General features: G+C 71.6%; 12 protein-coding genes. 6 read left to right on the top strand and 6 right to left on the bottom strand.

Annotated elements, in window-relative coordinates; genetic code table 11:
- Nucleotides 1-63: 63 nt before the first annotated feature.
- Complete coding sequence (gene abc-f / locus ACIQM0_RS14475; protein ID WP_401286257.1) at nt 64-1,698, top strand: ribosomal protection-like ABC-F family protein; 1,635 nt, start codon at nt 64-66, stop codon at nt 1,696-1,698.
- An 81-nt stretch (nt 1,699-1,779) separates the two neighbouring features.
- A complete protein-coding gene (locus ACIQM0_RS14470; RefSeq protein ID WP_401286256.1) occupies nt 1,780-3,465 on the top strand; it encodes an ABC-F family ATP-binding cassette domain-containing protein in 1,686 nt (561 codons plus the stop codon).
- A gap of 48 nt (nt 3,466-3,513) precedes the next feature.
- Here the strand turns inward: ACIQM0_RS14470 and ACIQM0_RS14465 are convergent, their stop codons facing one another.
- Nucleotides 3,514-4,128 carry a helix-turn-helix domain-containing protein gene (locus tag ACIQM0_RS14465; protein ID WP_401286255.1) on the bottom strand — a complete coding sequence of 205 codons (615 nt, stop codon included), beginning with the start codon at nt 4,126-4,128 and terminating at the stop codon, nt 3,514-3,516.
- Between the two features lie 154 nt (nt 4,129-4,282).
- Between ACIQM0_RS14465 and ACIQM0_RS14460 the strand changes: the two genes are divergently transcribed.
- Nucleotides 4,283-5,524 carry a benzoate/H(+) symporter BenE family transporter gene (locus ACIQM0_RS14460; protein WP_401286254.1) on the top strand — a complete coding sequence of 414 codons (1,242 nt, stop codon included), beginning with the start codon at nt 4,283-4,285 and terminating at the stop codon, nt 5,522-5,524.
- Nucleotides 5,525-5,631: 107 nt separating this feature from the next.
- On the top strand, nt 5,632-7,425 hold the full coding sequence (locus ACIQM0_RS14455; protein ID WP_401286253.1) for an ABC transporter ATP-binding protein: 1,794 nt from the start codon (nt 5,632-5,634) through the stop codon (nt 7,423-7,425).
- 113 nt (nt 7,426-7,538) lie between these two features.
- Here the strand turns inward: ACIQM0_RS14455 and ACIQM0_RS14450 are convergent, their stop codons facing one another.
- From ACIQM0_RS14450 to ACIQM0_RS14440, 3 genes are all read right to left on the bottom strand, one after another.
- The gene (locus ACIQM0_RS14450; RefSeq protein WP_401286252.1) at nt 7,539-9,173 is read right to left on the bottom strand and encodes a nickel/cobalt transporter; all 1,635 of its coding nucleotides are present in this window, start codon (nt 9,171-9,173) and stop codon (nt 7,539-7,541) included.
- On the bottom strand, nt 9,170-10,516 hold the full coding sequence (locus tag ACIQM0_RS14445; RefSeq protein WP_401286251.1) for a tetratricopeptide repeat protein: 1,347 nt from the start codon (nt 10,514-10,516) through the stop codon (nt 9,170-9,172). Before ACIQM0_RS14445 ends, ACIQM0_RS14450 begins: the two co-directional genes overlap by 4 nt.
- A 112-nt stretch (nt 10,517-10,628) precedes the next feature.
- The gene (locus tag ACIQM0_RS14440) at nt 10,629-12,194 is read right to left on the bottom strand and encodes a DUF4331 domain-containing protein (protein WP_401286250.1); all 1,566 of its coding nucleotides are present in this window, start codon (nt 12,192-12,194) and stop codon (nt 10,629-10,631) included.
- A gap of 743 nt (nt 12,195-12,937) precedes the next feature.
- On the opposite strand from ACIQM0_RS14440, the gene ACIQM0_RS14435 reads away from it, so the two are divergent.
- Nucleotides 12,938-13,246 (top strand): zf-HC2 domain-containing protein, encoded by a 309-nt coding sequence (locus tag ACIQM0_RS14435; RefSeq protein ID WP_401286249.1) that lies wholly within the window; start codon nt 12,938-12,940, stop codon nt 13,244-13,246.
- A 122-nt stretch (nt 13,247-13,368) separates the two neighbouring features.
- Here the strand turns inward: ACIQM0_RS14435 and ACIQM0_RS14430 are convergent, their stop codons facing one another.
- Nucleotides 13,369-14,019 carry a fasciclin domain-containing protein gene (locus ACIQM0_RS14430; RefSeq protein WP_401286248.1) on the bottom strand — a complete coding sequence of 217 codons (651 nt, stop codon included), beginning with the start codon at nt 14,017-14,019 and terminating at the stop codon, nt 13,369-13,371.
- A gap of 618 nt (nt 14,020-14,637) precedes the next feature.
- On the opposite strand from ACIQM0_RS14430, the gene ACIQM0_RS14425 reads away from it, so the two are divergent.
- Entirely contained in the window at nt 14,638-15,825 is a 1,188-nt protein-coding gene (locus ACIQM0_RS14425) for an MFS transporter (RefSeq protein WP_401286247.1), read from the top strand.
- A 139-nt stretch (nt 15,826-15,964) separates the two neighbouring features.
- On the opposite strand, the gene ACIQM0_RS14420 is transcribed toward ACIQM0_RS14425, so the two are convergent.
- On the bottom strand, nt 15,965-16,702 hold the full coding sequence (locus tag ACIQM0_RS14420; RefSeq protein ID WP_401286246.1) for an SAM-dependent methyltransferase: 738 nt from the start codon (nt 16,700-16,702) through the stop codon (nt 15,965-15,967).
- Nucleotides 16,703-16,823: the final 121 nt, after the last annotated feature.

The following is a 16,823-nucleotide window of genomic DNA, read 5'->3' as shown; positions in this document are numbered from 1 at the left end:
CCTCTGTCCACTCCTCCGGGGCCGCACTCCGTGCCGTCCCGGATCACACGCGAGGTCTTCCGCATGTCCGACGCTCCCATCATCTGCTCCGGCCTGTCCTTCTCCTGGCCCGACGACACCCCTGTCCTGCATGACCTGTCCTTCACCGTGGGGAGCGGCCGCACGGGCCTCGTCGCCCCCAACGGGTCCGGCAAGAGCACTCTGCTCAAGCTGATCGCCGGTGAACTCGGCCCGACCAAGGGTTCCGTCTCCGTCGGCGGCACGCTCGGCTACCTCCCGCAGAGCCTCCCCCTGACCGGCGATCCGACCGTGGCCGAGGTCCTGGGGGTCGACGCGGTGATCCGCGCCCTCGACGCCGTCGAATCCGGCGATGTGGGCGAGGACCACTTCGCGGTCATCGGGGACGACTGGGACATCGAGGAGCGCACCCGCGCGCAGCTGGACCGGCTCGGCCTGACCGGCATCACCCTCGGCCGGAGCATCGGCACGCTCAGCGGCGGCCAGGTCGTCTCCCTCGGTCTGGCAGCCCAGTCGCTGAAGCGGCCCGACGTGCTGCTGCTCGACGAGCCGACCAACAATCTGGACCTCGATGCCAGGCACTCGCTCCACGACGCGCTCGACGCGTGGGGCGGCACGCTGCTGCTCGTCAGCCACGACCGCGCGCTGCTCGACCGCATGGACCGCATCGCGGAACTCGGCAGCGGCGAACTGCGCTTCTACGGAGGCAACTTCACCGCCTACCAGGAAGCCGTGCGGGCCGAGCAGGAGGTCGCGGAGAAGAACGTGCGCAACGCGGAACAGGAACTGAAGCGGGAGAAGCGGGAGATGCAGCAGGCCCGCGAACGCGCCGAGCGCCGGGCGAGCAACGCCGCCCGCAATCTCAAGAGCGCGGGTCTTCCACGCATCTTCGCCGGGAACATGAAGCGTGGTGCCCAGGAGTCCGCGGGCCGGGCCGGGCAGACCCACTCCGCCCGGGTCGGTGAGGCCAGGGCCCGGCTGGACGAGGCCGGTCGCGCGGTACGCGACGAACAGCGCATCACACTCGAACTGCCGGACACCGTCGTCCCCGCCGGACGGACCGTTCTGCTCGCCGAGCGGATGCGGGTACGGCTCGACGGACGGGACCTGTTCTCCGGCGAAGGCGTCGATCTGACGATCCGGGGCCCCGAACGCATCGCGCTCACCGGCCCCAACGGCGCCGGAAAGAGTACCCTGCTGCGCCTGATCAACGGCGAACTCCAGCTGGACGGCGGCGGGATCAGGCGGACCGGCGGGAGGATCGCCTATCTGTCGCAGCGGCTCGACCTGCTCGACCCCGACCGCACGGTGGCGGAGAACTTCGCCGTGTCCGCCCCGCACCGGGCGGAGGCGGAGCGGATGAACCTGCTCGCGCGCTTCCTCTTCCGGGGCGACAGCGCCCACCTTCCGGTCCGGGTGCTGTCGGGTGGCGAGCGTCTGCGCGCCACCCTGGCCTGTGTCCTGTGCGCCGAACCCGCCCCGCAGCTGCTGCTCCTGGACGAACCGACCAACAACCTCGACCTGACGAGTGCCGACCAGTTGGAGGGAGCGCTGAGCTCCTACCGGGGGGCGTTCGTGGTCGTCAGCCACGACGAGCGCTTCCTCACCAGGATCGGGGTGGACCGGTGGCTGAAACTGGCCGACGGCGAGCTGCTGGAGACCGGGGCTCCGCAGGTGTGAGCCGCTGACGTGCCGTCCTGGCCCGCACCCGAGGCAGACCGCCCGGCGGGCCGAGAACCGATCACTTCACAGGGGACCACCATGCCCGCACCCGCACTGCTCGCACACGACATCGTCCGCACACTCGGCTCGAGGCGCGTACTCGACGGGGTGTCCCTCACCGTCGCGCCCGGCCACCGCATCGGCCTGATCGGCGAGAACGGCGTCGGCAAGTCGACGCTGCTGCGCCTGCTCGCCGGTACGGACGAGCCCGACGGCGGCAGCGTCACCAGGCCCGCCGATGTGGGCTTCCTGCACCAGGAGATGGCGTTCGACGCCACGTCGACGATCGCCGACGTGCTGGACGGCGCCCTCCGCGAGGCCCGGGAGGACCTCGCGGTCCTCGACCGGCTCACCGAGGAGCTGGCCCGCACCCCGCAGGACTCCGCCGGCTACGCCGAACTGCTGGAAACCTACGGCCGACGGCTCGAACGGGCCGAGGAGCGGGAGACGTGGGACGCCGACCGGCGCGCCGCCGTCCTGCTCGACGGGCTCGGACTCGCGATGCTGCCGTACGAACGGACGCTCGGTTCGCTCTCCGGCGGGCAGCGCGGCCGCCTGTCACTGGCCGCGCTGCTGGTGCGGCGCCCTTCGGCCCTCCTGCTGGACGAGCCGACCAACCACCTCGACGACGAGGCCGCCGCCTTCGTCGAGGCGCATCTGCGCGGCATGCCGGGACCCGTCGTGATCGCCAGCCACGACCGGGCCTTCCTGGACGCCGTCTGCACGGACCTGATCGACCTCGATCCGGCCGTCGACGGTCCCGTGCGGTACGGCGGCGGCTACAGCGCCTATCTGGCCGTGAAGCGGGCGGAGCGGGCGCGCTGGGAACGGCGTCACGCCGAGGAGCAGGAGGAGATCGAGGCGCTGCGCCGCTCGGCCGAGGTGACGGCGCGGCAGGTCGCGCCGGACCGCCCTCCGCGTGACAGCGAGAAGATGGGGTACGGCCTCCGGGCGGGCCGGGTGCAGAGCCAGATCGCGCGCCGGGTCCGCAACGCCTCCCGCCGGCTGGACGAGTTGGAGCGCCGTCGGACCGGCGAGCCTCCGCAGCCGTTGCGGTTCCGGCACTCGGGGCTCGCCGGGGCGTCGGCCGACGGCATCCTGGTGTCGCTGCGCGGGGTGCGCGTACCGGGCCGCCTGGCCATCGACCGCCTCGACATCGCGGCGGCCGAACGGCTCCTGGTCACGGGCGGCAACGGCGCGGGCAAGTCGACGCTGCTCGCCGTGCTCGCCGGGCGTCTCGTCCCCGAGGGCGAGGTGGGCCGGCGGCCGGGGCTGACGGTCGGTGTGCTCGCGCAGGACACCTGGTTCGCCCGGCCGGACCGTACCGTCCACGACACGTACGAGCGCGCCCTGGGCGTCGACCGGGCCGAGGAGGTGCCGCTGGCCTCGCTCGGCCTGATGCACGAGGCGGACCTGGACAAGCCGGTGGGGCAGTTGTCGGTCGGTCAGCGCCGCAGGCTGGCGCTGGCCCTGCTGACGGCCCGGCCGCCGCGGCTCCTGCTGCTCGACGAACCCACGAACCATCTCTCCCCGCGGCTCTGCGACGAGCTGGAGGACGCCCTGGGAACGGGGCCCGGCGCCGTCGTCCTGGCCAGCCATGACCGCTGGCTGCGCAAGCGGTGGCAGGGCCGCGACATCCGTTTGCAGCCGGAGCGGGGGGACGGGGAGGGTTCGCGGGCCGGCACCCGCGGCGGCGTACCCGGTGGGGAGTCCGGGCTGCTGTGACCGCGCCCGAGGAAGTCCCCCGCCCGAGGGTACGGGGGCTCCCTCGGGTCAGGCCTGTCCGGCGGGGCCGCTCTCCGGACGGCCCTTTCGCGGCCCGGTTCCCTTGCCGCGTCGGGCGGCCGTCGGGTAGCGCACGAAGAGAATGCCGTGCACATCGACGTCCAGTGCGCTGTAGACGTGGGGCACGTCGGCCACCCACTGCACGGACTCACCGGGGCCGACCGTCCGGGTGTCGTGCGGCGGTCCGACGACCGCGGTGCCCGTCAGCACCATCAGGCTCTCCCCCGTGCCCGGGACGTGCGCCGCGGACTCCTGGGTGACGCCCGCGCGGATGATCACGCGGAACACATCGGTGACCGCTGCCGCGTCCTCGTGCCGCTCCAGCAGGGTCGCGGTGACGGCGGCGCCCGAGACACCGGGAAGGGGCGCGCCGGAACCCGGGCCGCCGTCCGGCACCGGGTCGCTGATCACCGCGCTGAGCGGCTGGCCGAGCGCGGTGGCGAGTGCGTACAGGGTCTCCAGCGTGGGGTTGCGCAGGCCGCTCTCCAGCTCGGAGAGCGTGCCCTTCCCCACCCGGGACCGCCGGGCCAACTCGGAAAGGGACAGGTCCTGTTCGGCCCGCAGCGCCCGCAGCCTGCGCCCCAGGTCCTCGTTCAGCCCCATTGGCGTCCACCCACTCGCATTCAGGTTGACGGGTGTCAGCCCGCGTCTCTAGTGTTCCATAAACAGAACGTTCCGTATACGGAACATGCCTGCGGCGCGCCTGCCCTCTGCTGGTCAACGGCGTCCCGCACCGCACAGGGGAAGTGGCTCACTCATGTTCGCGATCACCCGCATTCGTTCGGCCGCACCTCCCTCGGCCGTGGCCGCCGGCCTGATCGCCGTCATGGTCGGGGTCACCAGCTCGGCGGCTCTGGTGTTCACCGCGGCGAAGGCGGCGGGAGCCGACTCGCGCGAGATCTCCTCCTGGATGCTCGCGCTCGGCGTCGGCCTGGCCTGCACCTGTATCGGGCTGTCGCTGCGCTACCGGGCCCCTGTCGTCACCGCCTGGTCGACGCCCGGGGCGGCGCTCCTCACGACCGGTCTGAGCGGTGTGTCCATGGCCCAGGCGGTCGGCGCGTTCGTCTTCTCCGCGCTGCTCATCCTCCTCAGCGGGGTGACGGGGTGGTTCAGCCGCATCATGAGCCGGATCCCGGTTCCGCTGGCGGCGGCGCTGCTGGCGGGGGTGCTGCTGCGGTTCGGCACGGGCCTGTTCAGCACGATGCACGGCAGCTTCGCGGTCGCCTTCCCGATGTTCGTGCTCTACCTGCTGGGCCGGCGCCTCCTCCCCCGTTACGCGGTGCTGCTGGCGCTCGGCGCCGGGGTGGTGGCCACGGCGTTCACCGGCGGGTGGCAGCTGGGGAAGGTCCAGTTCGCCCTGGCCACCCCGGTGTTCGTCGCCCCGGAGTTCGACTGGAAGGTCCTGGTCAGCGTCGGCGCCCCGCTGTTCGTGGTCACGATGGCGTCCCAGAACCTGCCCGGGGTGGCCGTGATCCGCGGCGCCGGCTACGACGTTCCGGTGTCCCCGCTGATGACGTGGACCGGGGCGGCCAACGCCGTACTGGCACCCTTCGGCGCGTTCGGCCTCAACCTCGCCGCCATCACGGCCGCCATCTGCACGGGTGAGGAGGCGCACCCCGACCGGGACCGGCGCTATCTGGCGGCTGTCTGGGCGGGCGTCTTCTACCTCTGCGTGGGCCTGCTCGGCGCGACCGTCGCCTCGCTCCTGACCGCGATGCCGCACGCGCTGGTCCTGGCGATCGCCGGAATCGGCCTGCTCGCCACCATCGAGTCGTCCCTGTCCACGGCCCTGGCCGACAAGTCGTCCCGGGAGGCGGCCGTCGTGACCTTCCTCGCCACGGCCTCCGGTGTGACGCTCCTGGGCATCGGATCCGCGTTCTGGGGACTGGTCGCCGGCCTGATCACCAGCGCGATCGCCTCATGGGGGCGGGCCGCCCGCGAAGCCCCCGAACCGGCCCCCGCCGCCGAACCGTCACCACGCGAACTCCGCGTCCCGTGAGTCCCGTCGGGGCCGGTGCCCGACAGGTCCGCCGGCCGCCACCTCCCCCGTCCCGTCCGTGGGACGGGGGTTGCCGCGCACGGCGGAAGCGCGGTGGGATGAACTCCATGCAGAAAGCGCTTCCACCCGTCTCTGCCGAATCCTTGGCGCCCTTCGACCACCTGGACCACCGCTACCGCGGTGAGAACCCGGTACGCACCCTCGGCCACCTGTTCCACCCCGACCGCGGCCGGCTGGCGCTCGCGGCCCTCGTCTTCGTCGTGAAGCACAGCCCGATCTGGCTGCTTCCGCTGATCACCGCGACCGTCCTCGACGTGGTCGTCCAGCACGGCCCGGAGTCCGGACTGTGGCAGTCCACCGGCGTCCTGCTGTTCGTCCTCGTCATCAACTATCCGCTCCACCAGTGGTACGTACGGCTCCTCGGCGGCAGCATCCGCCGGATGGGCACGACCCTGCGCTCCGCGCTGTGCCGCCGGATGCAGCAGCTGTCCATCGGCTACCACGCCCGGGTCAGTTCGAGCGTCCTGCAGGCCAAGGTGGTCCGCGACGTCGAGTCGGTGGAACAGATGATGCAGCAGAGCGCGGACATGGGCCTCGGCGCCGTGGTGACGCTGGTCGGCGGGCTCGTCGTCATCGGCGTGCGCGTGCCCGCGTTCCTGCCCGTCTTCCTCGTCGTGGTGCCCGCGGCCGGGTTCCTGGTGATGAAGCTGCGCGCGCGGCTGCGCAGCCACAACGAGTCCTTCCGCCGCGAGGTCGAGCAGCTCTCCTCCCGGGTGGGCGAGATGACCACGCTCATCCCCATCACCCGCGCCCACGGCCTGGAGCGGACCGCGCTGGGCCGGGTCGACGGTTCCCTGCGCCAGGTGTTCGCGGCCGGACTGCGCCTGGACACGGTCAACGGCCGCTTCGGGTCACTGGCCTGGGTCATCCTCAACACGCTCGGCGTGCTGTGCCTGACGGGTTCGGCCCTGGTCGCCTACCACGGCTGGATGCCCGTCACCCCCGGCGACGTGGTGATGCTCAGCTCGTTCTTCACCGTACTGACCGGCTCCGTGACCACTCTGCTCGGTCTGGCCCCGGTCCTCACCAAGGGCCTGGAGTCGGTGCGTTCGGCGGGTGAGGTGCTCCAGGCACCGGACCTGGAGCGCAATGCCGGCAAGGCCCAGGTGGAGCAGGTCACCGGCCGCATCGACTTCGAGGACGTCGGATTCGCCTACGACGACGCGGACCCGGCGGTCGACGGGTTCTCCCTCTCCGCACGGCCGGGCGAGACGATCGCGCTGGTCGGCGCCTCTGGCGCGGGCAAGTCGACCGTCCTCAACCTGCTCATCGGCTTCATCAGGCCCACCTCCGGCCGCATCATGCTCGACGGCACCGATATGGCCGGGCTCGACCTGCGCAGCTACCGGCGCTTCCTCTCGGTGGTGCCGCAGGAGTCGATCCTGTTCGAAGGCAGCATCCGTGACAACGTGACGTACGGAATGGGCGATACGGACGAGGCCACGCTGATGCGCGCCCTGGAGGACGCCAACGCGCTGGACTTCGTACGGGATCTGCCGCTCGGCCTGGACACGGTCGTCGGCCAGCGGGGCGCACGGCTCTCGGGCGGGCAGCGGCAGCGGCTCGCCATCGCCAGGGCGCTGATCCGCGACCCCCGGGTGCTGGTACTCGACGAGGCGACCTCCGCACTCGACAACCGCTCGGAGGCCCTGGTCCAGGAGGCCCTCTCCCGTCTGATGCACGGCCGGACGGTCTTCGTCGTCGCCCACCGCCTCTCCACGATCCAGGGCGCCGACCGCATCGTGGCGATGCAGGGCGGCCGGATCGCGGAGGTGGGGACGCACAGCGAACTGCTGGACAGGGGCGGGGTGTACGCGGGGCTCCAGCCGGCCCGCCCGTGACGCGGAGGCCGGTTCCGTGCGCCTCGCTCCGAGACGTACGGAACCGGCCGGACCCGGTGCGGCGTTCATGGCCGCCGCTCTCGCCCGCTTCCGGCGGATCACGCTCGGCCGGGCTACCAGGGGCCCGCCGCGGCCCTCAGGGTCAGCAGCGCGCCGACGGCCAGCACGAGCGTGGCGGACGCGGCCGGGCCGATCCCCGCGAGCCGGGCGAACGGTGCGCGCAGCCGGGCGTACTTGTCCGCACGCGCCTCGAACCTGTCGCGCAGCCGCACCAGCAGCAGGCCCGCGAGGGTGAGCGTCATGGCCATTCCCAGGCCGTAACCGACCACGAGCAGCACACCGAAGGCGGTACGCCCGAGGGCCACCGCGCCGAGCAGGACCACCAGGGCGGAGGGGCTGGGCACGAGGCCTCCCGCGATCCCCATCCCGATCAGGCCGGTGCGTGACGTCCCGGTCCGGCGCGGGCCGTCGGCCGTGGCCGGAGCGGGAGCGTGGTTGTGCGTGCGCTCCCTGGCCGGGGCGAGGAGCGTGCCGCTGTGCCCGGCCTCGAGCGGCTGCGAAGCGGGGCCGTGCTCGTGGTCGTGGCCCTCCGGATCTGACGCCGTGTCGTGGCTGTGACCGTGGCCGTGACTGTGGTCGTGGTGATGGCCGTGGCCATGATGGTGGCCGTGGCTGTGGCCGTGGGACGGGCGATGCGTCAACGCCGCGCGCAGGAGCCACAGACCGATCCCGGTGACCATCAGCCCGCTGATGAGACCGAGACAGCTCAGGACGGTCTCCCCCGCCAGCGAGGTCGCGAGCGGCAGGGCGAGGCCGAGGGCCAGGACCCCCGCGGTGTGGGTGAAGGTGACGGTGACTCCGACGGTGACGGCGTCCCGCGGAGTACCGCGGCGGCCTGCCAGATACGCGGCCATGATCGTCTTTCCGTGGCCGGGCAGGGCGGCGTGCGAGGCGCCGAGCACGAGGGAGAGCAGCAGGGCCAGAAGTCCCGCGGGGACGGTCAGTTCACGTCGTCCCACGAGTCCGTCGAAGACCCCGGACACCTTGTCCAGCGCCGCGGTGACCGGGCCCGCTCCCGGCAGGACCGTGCGCGCCGCGGCGGCGGAGTGGCCCTCGCCGGGTTCGGTGTGCAGCCGGGCGGAGCGCTGGTCCAGGGGTGTGGCCAGTGGGTCCTTGGGATAGTGGCGCAGTTCGTCGGTGGGCGAGGTGGTGGGCAGCGTCGAGCGGGTCAGGGTGACGCCCCGTCCGCGTGCGGTCATCTCCTGCCAGCCGACGCGCCGTTCGTCGTACTCCGTGCGCACGTCGATGTCCGCCGCCGTGTCCAGGTCCGCACCGGCGCTGAGGGTGCAGCTGAGCCTGCTGGTCTGCAGACCGGCTTCGCCCGGTTGGAAGGTGACGGTGCCGCCGGTGGTCTTCCAGCGCACCGGTGTGCCCGCGATGTCGAGCCGCAACTGCCGGGTGAGCACGGCGCAGTCGCCGGTGGCGAAGGACCGTTCCTCTGATGCGTCGATGGCGCCGTTGTGGTCCCGGTCGATGCGTGGGTGTTCCTGTGCGGTGGCGATCTCCGCACGGTCCACCACGATCAGCGCGTCGACGGTGTCGTTCCGGAAGGTCAGCCCGGTGTGGTGATTGACCGTGAAGTTGCCCAGGGGGTGTGCGTACGCCGTGGTGGAGAGGCCCGCGAGGAGCACGGTCAGCGTTCCCGCGAGGGTGAGCGAGGCGAGGACGCGCGAGGGCTTTCTGTTCATCGGACGGTTTCGATTCTGCTGAGCGCGGTGCGCGCCCGGGGGGCGTCCACCGGATGGAAGTGGGGATCGGTCTCCAGGGCCCGGCGGAGGTCCGTGCGGGCGGCCCCGGTCCGGCCGAGCGCCTGGTTGATCAGCGCCCGGTGGTAGTGGAACGGTGCGCTCACTGTGCCCAGTGCCAGTGCGAGGTCGGCCTGCTCGGCCGCCTCGGTGTCCCGTCCGGCGCGGTGCAGGGCCCAGCCGTACGCGTCGTGGACCGCGATGAACGGCCGCTGCCGCAGCGCGGCGCGCCCCATCTCGACCGCGGTCTCCGGGTCTCCGTGATCGGCCTCGAAGAGGACGGCGTCCGCGTCCGGCACCGCGCCGCTCGCCCTGCGCAGCGTCTCCTGTGCCCTGAGTACGTCGTACTGCTCCTCGGCCTCCGCACGGTGTCCGAGCGACCGCTGGAGGTCGCCGAGTCCGAGGAGGTACTGGGGCAGGGGTGCGGCGGCGACGGCCGCGGTGAAGTCGGTGACGGCCTGCCGGGGGTGGCCGAGTGCGGTGTGGGCGCGGGCCCGTGCCTCCAGCAGGGCGGCGTCGCCGGGCTGTGCGGCGAGCCCGGTGCCGGCCAGCTTCAGGGCGGTACGGGGATCGCCGGTCTCCAGGGCGAGGGTGGCGAGGTGGGTCAGGGCGAACGCCTTGTCTGCCGGAGTACCGGCCGCCTGGAGGGACTTGTTCATCAGGTCGCGCGCCCGCGCCGTGTCGCCCCTCAGTTCCCAGGTGTACGAGGCACGCGCGAGGGCGCTGCTGTCGGGCCTGAGGTCGGTCATGCGCTGAACCGCCGCGTAGGAGTCCTCGTAGCGGCCGAGCTGAGTGAGTGCGTCGGCCAGGACTCCCTGGGCGGGTGCGCTGTACGGGTTGGTGGCGGTCGCCCGCTGCGCCCAGGTCAGGGCTTCGGCGAAGTGGTGGCGGGCTGATTCGAGGGCGCCCATCCCGGTCTCCGCCGCGAAGTTGTCGGCCGGCCGGAGGGCGAGGGACTTGCGGAGCGCGGTCCGGGCCCGGTCGTAGGTGGCCGCGTCAGCCGTGCTCCGGGCCTGCTGTACATAGGCCATGCCGAGGGACGACCAGCCGTCGGGGTCGGCGGGCAGTTTGCGTACGCGGGTCCGCAGGGCTTCGGTCGGGTCCGTGGCGCGGGGTGCGTCCGGGCCGGACGCGACCGTGGGGGTGGACGGCTGCTGGGGAGCCAGGCCGAGTGCCCCGACCGTGAACAGGGCGCCTCCCAGGGCGAGAGTGACCGCCGTGCTGCGCAGTCGTCGTCTGCCACGACGGGCGGGGGCCGCGGGGACGTGGTCGGTCGGGGCTGGCACTGGTTCTCCCGGTGGTGGGGGACGGGCAGGGGCTGAGGCGGTGTCCGGACCGGCGGGACCGGCCCGGACACCGGTGTGACCCGGGATCACCCCCGGAGCAGGGGCGGGCCGGTCAGCTCGTTGCGCGGCGCCGGCGCAGGCGGAGTCCGCCGACACCGAGCAGGGCGATGCCCGCGGTGCCGATCGCGGCGGCGTGCGACGGCGTCATCGCCGACTGCCGGGCGCGGCCGGACGGGCCGCTGTTGACGCTCTTGGAGTGCGGGAGCGCCAGGTACGGGAAGCGGGTTCCGAAGGGCACCTCATTGGCGTCGACCTTGTCGCCGGCCGCGAGGGCGGGGACGAGCTTGCCGGTCTGGGCGGCTCCTTCGACCGCCTGGAGGGAGATGTCGATGACGTCGTCGGCGAGCCGGCGGCCGTTCGGGAAGCCGGCCAGGTCTCCGGCGAGGACCCCGAGCCTGTTGGGCTTCGCGGTGGGCGGTACGGCCATGTTCAGCCGCAGTTCCTCGGCCGGGACGATCTTCCCGAGCGGGGCGTCCTTGTTCAGCCGGTGTGCGTTCAGATCGGCCTTGATCGGTCCGCAGGCCTTGCAGATGCCGGTGAGGTAGATCTCCGCCAGGTCCTTGCGCGGGGGCTTGGGTGCCGGTACGCCGTACACCTTCTGGATCAGCTTCGGCAGGATCGGGTCCAGCACCTTGTCCACGACCGGCTGCACGGTCCGGTCCTGGCTGGGGTTGAGGGTGTTGAAGGCGTCCTTGTACTTGAGCGGGACGACGACCTCGTTGACGAGCGGGTTGCCGAGGCGGGAGACCTGCTTCCACCCGGTCTGGGCGCTCGTGGTCCGTGAGTCGGTCACCTGGACGCCGCGGCGCTCGGTGGTCGACCAGATCCCGACGACCGGGTTGCGGGTGGTGTTGCCCCGCAGTGCCAGGTCCTTCTTGGGGATCTGGAGTGCGACCGAGTTGACGTTGTACCCGGCGAGGGTGTCCTGCCCGCGCTCGCTGAGGTCCCCGCCGTAGAGCAGGTCGAAGACACGCAGGTCGGCGAAGAACGGGTCCTCCGCCTGTCCGGCGAACGCCTTGCTGCCGCCCGGAGCGTTGCGTACCGCCTGCGAGCGCAGGGTGGCGTAGTCGGGCATGGACGCCTTGCCGACGTTCGACGGCGCCACGGGGGCCCCGCGCAGCACCGTCGAGGTGCCGCGGGAGGTGGTCACCGTGAGGTCGTACACCTGGCGGATGTTGAGGTCCGGGTCGTTGAGCGAGGTGACCGGGCCCGTGTTGTAGAGGAACTGGCCGCCCGCGTCCCGGGTGATGGTGCGGAAGCGCCAGCTGTACGTGACGTCGGCGTTGCCGTCACCGGTGTTGTCGATCTTGATGTTGTACCGGGCGTCATCGGCGAACTGGTAGAAGTTCGGACCCCCGTTGGGCTCCTCGAACGGGATCCAGTTGGCGGCGAGCGTCACCGTGTCGGAGCGGTCGGGGCTGGTGAACGCGTACACGTCGGTGTTGTCCGCCCGCGGGTCACCGGCGATCAGCGGGGCCTCGCGGTGGCTGGAGGCCGCACTGATTCCGGGTGCGAGCGTGAGGATGCCGAGCCCCGTGGCCAGCGCACCGGCACCGAGGACGACGAGGGAGTGGTCGAGGACGCGCCGGCTGCGCGGCCTCGGAGTGGGGGACGTCAAGACTGGTCCTCTCGACAAGGGATCACCGCGGCACCGCCTGGCCGGGGCGCAGGTGCGGGTACGGAGCAATCCTTGGGATGGGCGGAACGGGCCGACGACCCCGAGCGCGGGACGGAATTCCGCACGCCTTTCACGGGGGCGATGCCCCCACCGATCGTCGGAGCGACAGCGAACCACATTTCTCCGGCAGGGATTCACATATTCACGGGGAAGGTTTTCGCCAGTACGTTCCCCTGCATGCATAACCCCAGCTGAACGCACGAATGGGACCGGCCGGAACTGCGGTAAATAGCCGGTGGACACCGCGTCCGGGCGAGTCGGAAGCGCCATTCTCTGCTTATTGCGAGCCTTTCGCAATAAGCAGCCGTCATTCGTTCACCACGGCAGCACGTGCGTTCACCCGGACGGCCTGTCGCGAAGTCCGTAAATCACCTGAACACCATGGAGTTTCGCCGGATCTTCGCCAGTTTCCACCGGGAGGCAATCCGGGGCGGGCGCGGCTCCGAATCACTCGGGAACCGCTAAAAGAAGCAGCGCCCGGGACGGCTTCGGAGAGGAATTCGGACAGAGATATCTTCTGCCGCGTCAACGCATATCCGGCGATCGAGCATTCGGATGACCGAAAAGTCGACACCGCCGTTCTGCGTGACCTTTTTCGATTCCGCCTCGCGCGCAGACATTCGCTCCGCACCGGAAATCGACGGACCCGAGACTCAGTCGTCCCGCAAGTACAGGAGAAATTGGTGTCCGACGTTCATATGCTGACCGGCGCGTACGCACTGGACGCGCTGCGGGGGCGGGAACGCGCAGCCGTAGAGGCGCACTGTGCGGGATGCCCCGCGTGCCTCCGTGAATGCGAGGAGTTCCGGGCGACCGCCGCCCGTCTGGGCATGGCGTCGACGACGACTCCGCCCGCGGCACTGAAGGGACGCGTACTCGACATCGTCCGCGCCACGCCCAGGCAGCCGCCGTGGCGGCGCAGGACGAGCGCTCTGGCCCGGCGGCTTCGCCATCGCGCGGCCGTGCGGCTGCTGCGCTGCGCGCTCCGGTGACCGGGGCGGGGGGCAAGGGCCAACCGGGGTGCACGGCACGGGAAAGCCCCGCTGCGGGCCTGGACCGGGGGGCTGATTCCGGCCGGGTCCGCAGCGGGGCGGCTGTCTGGCTTCGCCAGCGGCTACTTGGGCATCAGGACCGTGTCGATGATGTAGACCGTGGCGTTGGCCGTGGGCACGTTGCCGCACACCACGTTGGCGCTGTCGTTGACCTTGTACGACTCACCGGAACCGGCGGTGGTGAGCTTGGTCTTCTCCAGCGTGTCGAAGCTGCCGTTCTCCAGCTGCTTCGGAGTGAGCTTCTGGCCCACGACGTGGTACGTGAGGATCTTGGTGAGCGTCGCCTTGTCGCTCAGGACCTTGTCCAGGTCAGCCTTCGGGATCTTCGCGAAGGCATCGTTGGTGGGCGCGAACACGGTGATGTTCTTGGCGTTGTTGAGCGTGTCGACCAGGCCGGCCTTCTTGACCGCGGTGACCAGGGTGGACAGGTCCGGGTTGTTGGAGGCGGCCGTGGCCACCGGGTCCTTGGACATGCCGTCGAAGCTGCCCGCGCCTTCCTTCGGGACGCCCGCACAGGCCGGGCCGAACGGCTTGTCCATCGAGGCGGAGTCGGCCGTGGCCGGGTCCGAGGCCTCCGGAGCGGGGGCAGCCGCACTGGACTTGCTCTCTGACGCCTTGTCGGAGCTGTCGTCCGAGCAGGCGGTCAGTGCCAGCGGAAGCACGGCGGCCGCGGCGACGGCAACGGCTGCGCGGCGGTAACGAAGGGCGTTCATGGTGTTCTCCTTGATGGAATGCGGGGAGGGGGACAGCGGTCGCAGTCGACGGCTGCGTCTGCGACGGGCGGCGGCCGGTCAGGACGACCGAGTGCCAACCGCCCGCACTGTCGGGAAGGGCTCTGATGTGTTTCCGGTCCGGACCTCACCGGTTCGGCCGGCGGCTCGAGCAGCGGATGCGGGCTCGGCCGCCGTGCGCTCGGCGCAGCCGGCGGCAGGGCCGCTCGGCGCGGCCGGCACGTTGTTGATCGAGGTGGTCCGGGGGATCGTCACGCAACTGGTTCGGTGCCGACCGCCCGGCGGATTGGTCAATCACTCGATCAGTAGAAGATTCCCGGAAACGCAGACAGGCGGGGGTCGGTGCCGGTAAAGGAGCCGTCGCCCCTGCCGCTCAGACCCTTCTGAGTTGCTCCGGGAGGCAGACCGGCGCCCGGTCCACCTGCTCCAGGAACCCTCGCGTGGCCTCTTCGAGGTCTGCCTTGCCCACGGCCGCGGCCCACCGCGCCCCGTCCCCGTGGACCGAGTCGAATGGCTGAGTCGTGCGCGTCCTCGCGCCGAGCGCCGACTCACCGGGCGGCCGATCATAGGGTGACATTCGTGATCGTTCGTGAGCGTGAAGTGAGCGCAAGTAGAGACCGGCGACCGGGATATCTGGCCGCGGCGGTGGTGTTCGCCATCGGGATGGCTGGTACCACCCTGCCCACGCCGCTGTACGGGCTCTATCAGAAGCAGATCGGTTTCTCCGAGCTGATGGTGACCGTCGTCTTCGCCGTCTACGCCGTCGCGGTCATCACCGTGCTGCTCGTGGTCGGCAATTACTCGGACAAGGTCGGCCGCAGACCCGTACTTCTGTGCGCCATGGCCTTGTCGGCCGCGAGTGCCGGGTGCTTCCTCCTGGAACGCGGTCTGCCGCTGCTCTTCGCGGGACGGCTGCTGTCCGGCTTCGCGGCGGGACTGCTGAGCGGCGCCGCGACGGCGGCGGTCATCGAACTGGCCGCGCCCGCGCAGAAGGCGCGGGCCGGGTTCGCCGCCACGGCCGCGAACATGGGCGGCCTGGGCTGCGGACCGCTGCTGTCCGGGCTCCTCGCGCAGTACACGCCCTGGCCGTTGACGCTGCCGTTCTGGGTCCACCTGGGGCTGGTGGCCGTGGCGTCCGGGATCACCTGGTTCCTGCCGGAGACCGTGGCGGAGCCGAAGCGGTGGCCGCGTCCGACGCCTCAGGGTGTGGCGGTGCCGCCCGAGGTGCGGAGCGTGTTCGTGCCCGCCTCGCTGGCGGCGTTCGCCGGCTTCGCGCTGCTCGGGCTGTTCACGGCGGTCGCGCCGAGCTTCGCCTCGCACACACTGGGCGTGCACAACGTGGCCGTCACCGGGGCCGTGGTGTTCTCCGTGTTCCTGGCTTCGACCTTCGGGCAGTCCCTGACGCAGCGTATCGGCGCACGCCGCGCGCTCCCGGCCGGTTGCGGCATCCTCATGGCCGGCCTGCTGCTGGTGGCTTCGTCGCTGGTCGCCGAATCCCTGCTCCTGCTGGTCCTGGGAGCGCTGTGCGGCGGCATCGGACAGGGCCTCGCCTTCCGCGCGGCGCTCACCCTGGTCAGCGGTGCCGCCCCGGCGGAGCATCGCGGGGGCACCATTTCGGCCTTCTTCGTCGTCGCGTACACCGGGATCTCGGTACCGGTGGTGGGGGTCGGCGCCATGGCCACCTGGCTCGGGCTGCGCGAGGCCGGACTCGTCTTCACCGGTTGCGTGTTGCTGCTGGCGGCCGGCGCGGGAACGTACGCGGCGCTCAGGCCGCCGCCGGGGGCCTGAGAACCGGCGGGAACGCCTCTTTCACCGGGCCGATCGGACGCCGACTCCCGCGCCGTGGATGCGAGTTGTCCTGGCGGGGATGCCGTCGCGGCGCGCCCCCGCCCCGGAGCGCGGGTCTCGATTCCGCGCCCTCCCCCGCTCAGTCGGAGGTCCGGCGCAGGACCAGGCTGACGAAGCCCCAGGTGTCGCGGTAGCCGCGCAGCCATTCGGAGCGGCGGGTGGCGGACAGGGCGAGCGCCTCCGCGCCGTCCGGGTCAGCGGGGTGGTCCAGCGCCCAGTCGGCCAGGCTCCCCCAACAGGCCCATTCGTAGTCGTCCAGCTCCTGGCGGCTGCTGACGTGACCGTGGACGGGCGTCCAGCCGTCGGCCATGACACGGTCCACGGTCGTCGCCAGGTCGGCGAAGTCACCGAGTATCTCGACGGCCTCCGGGGAGGGCTCGCGGTCCCAGAACCCGTCGCCGACCAGAACGCGCCCTCCGGGAGCCAGGTGCCCGCGTGCCGCCGCGAGAGTCGGGAGCAGCCCGCCGAAGGCATGAGCGGCTCCGAAGCTCAGCACCAGGTCGAACGCGTGCGGGGAGACGAAGTCGGCGGCCGGCCGGTTGTGGAGCACCAGGCGGTCCGCCACCCCGAGTCCGACGGCGCGCGAACGGGCCTCCGCCAGGGCGACCTCCGAGATGTCGACGCCCTCGGCCCGCACGTCCGGCCGGGCGGACAGTGCGCGCAGGAGCCACTCCCCGCCACCGCAGCCGAGGTCGAGGACGCGCTCGTCACCGCGTGTGATGCCGTGGTCGAGCAGTTGACGTACCGACGCGTCGTCGAGCGGGGACTTGATCGGGTGGTGGGCGTGCGCGATTCTGGAGCTCTCTTCTCTGTTCACCGGCGCATCGTGACAGCGCCGGTGACCACGTGCATCTGCTTTTCCGCCCGGTGCACGACAATGTCACCACGGTTCGGCGGACTCGCGGGATCCCGCCCGGCCTGAGCCGCGCTCCCCCACA

Source organism: Streptomyces sp. NPDC091387 (genome assembly GCF_044756945.1).
In the GTDB taxonomy this organism is placed as follows: domain Bacteria; phylum Actinomycetota; class Actinomycetes; order Streptomycetales; family Streptomycetaceae; genus Streptomyces.
This window is presented reverse-complemented; position numbering and strand designations above follow the sequence as displayed.

Bases quoted from the DNA above. Each gene is read 5' to 3' on its own strand.
- ACIQM0_RS14465 (WP_401286255.1), bottom strand. From the start codon at position 4,128: ATGGGGCTGAACGAGGACCTGGGGCGCAGGCTGCGGGCGCTGCGGGCC.
- ACIQM0_RS14455 (WP_401286253.1), top strand. From the start codon at position 5,632: ATGCAGAAAGCGCTTCCACCCGTCTCTGCCGAATCCTTGGCGCCCTTC.
- ACIQM0_RS14450 (WP_401286252.1), bottom strand. From the start codon at position 9,173: ATGAACAGAAAGCCCTCGCGCGTCCTCGCCTCGCTCACCCTCGCGGGA.
- ACIQM0_RS14460 (WP_401286254.1), top strand. From the start codon at position 4,283: ATGTTCGCGATCACCCGCATTCGTTCGGCCGCACCTCCCTCGGCCGTG.
- abc-f (WP_401286257.1), top strand. From the start codon at position 64: ATGTCCGACGCTCCCATCATCTGCTCCGGCCTGTCCTTCTCCTGGCCC.
- ACIQM0_RS14470 (WP_401286256.1), top strand. From the start codon at position 1,780: ATGCCCGCACCCGCACTGCTCGCACACGACATCGTCCGCACACTCGGC.
- ACIQM0_RS14430 (WP_401286248.1), bottom strand. From the start codon at position 14,019: ATGAACGCCCTTCGTTACCGCCGCGCAGCCGTTGCCGTCGCCGCGGCC.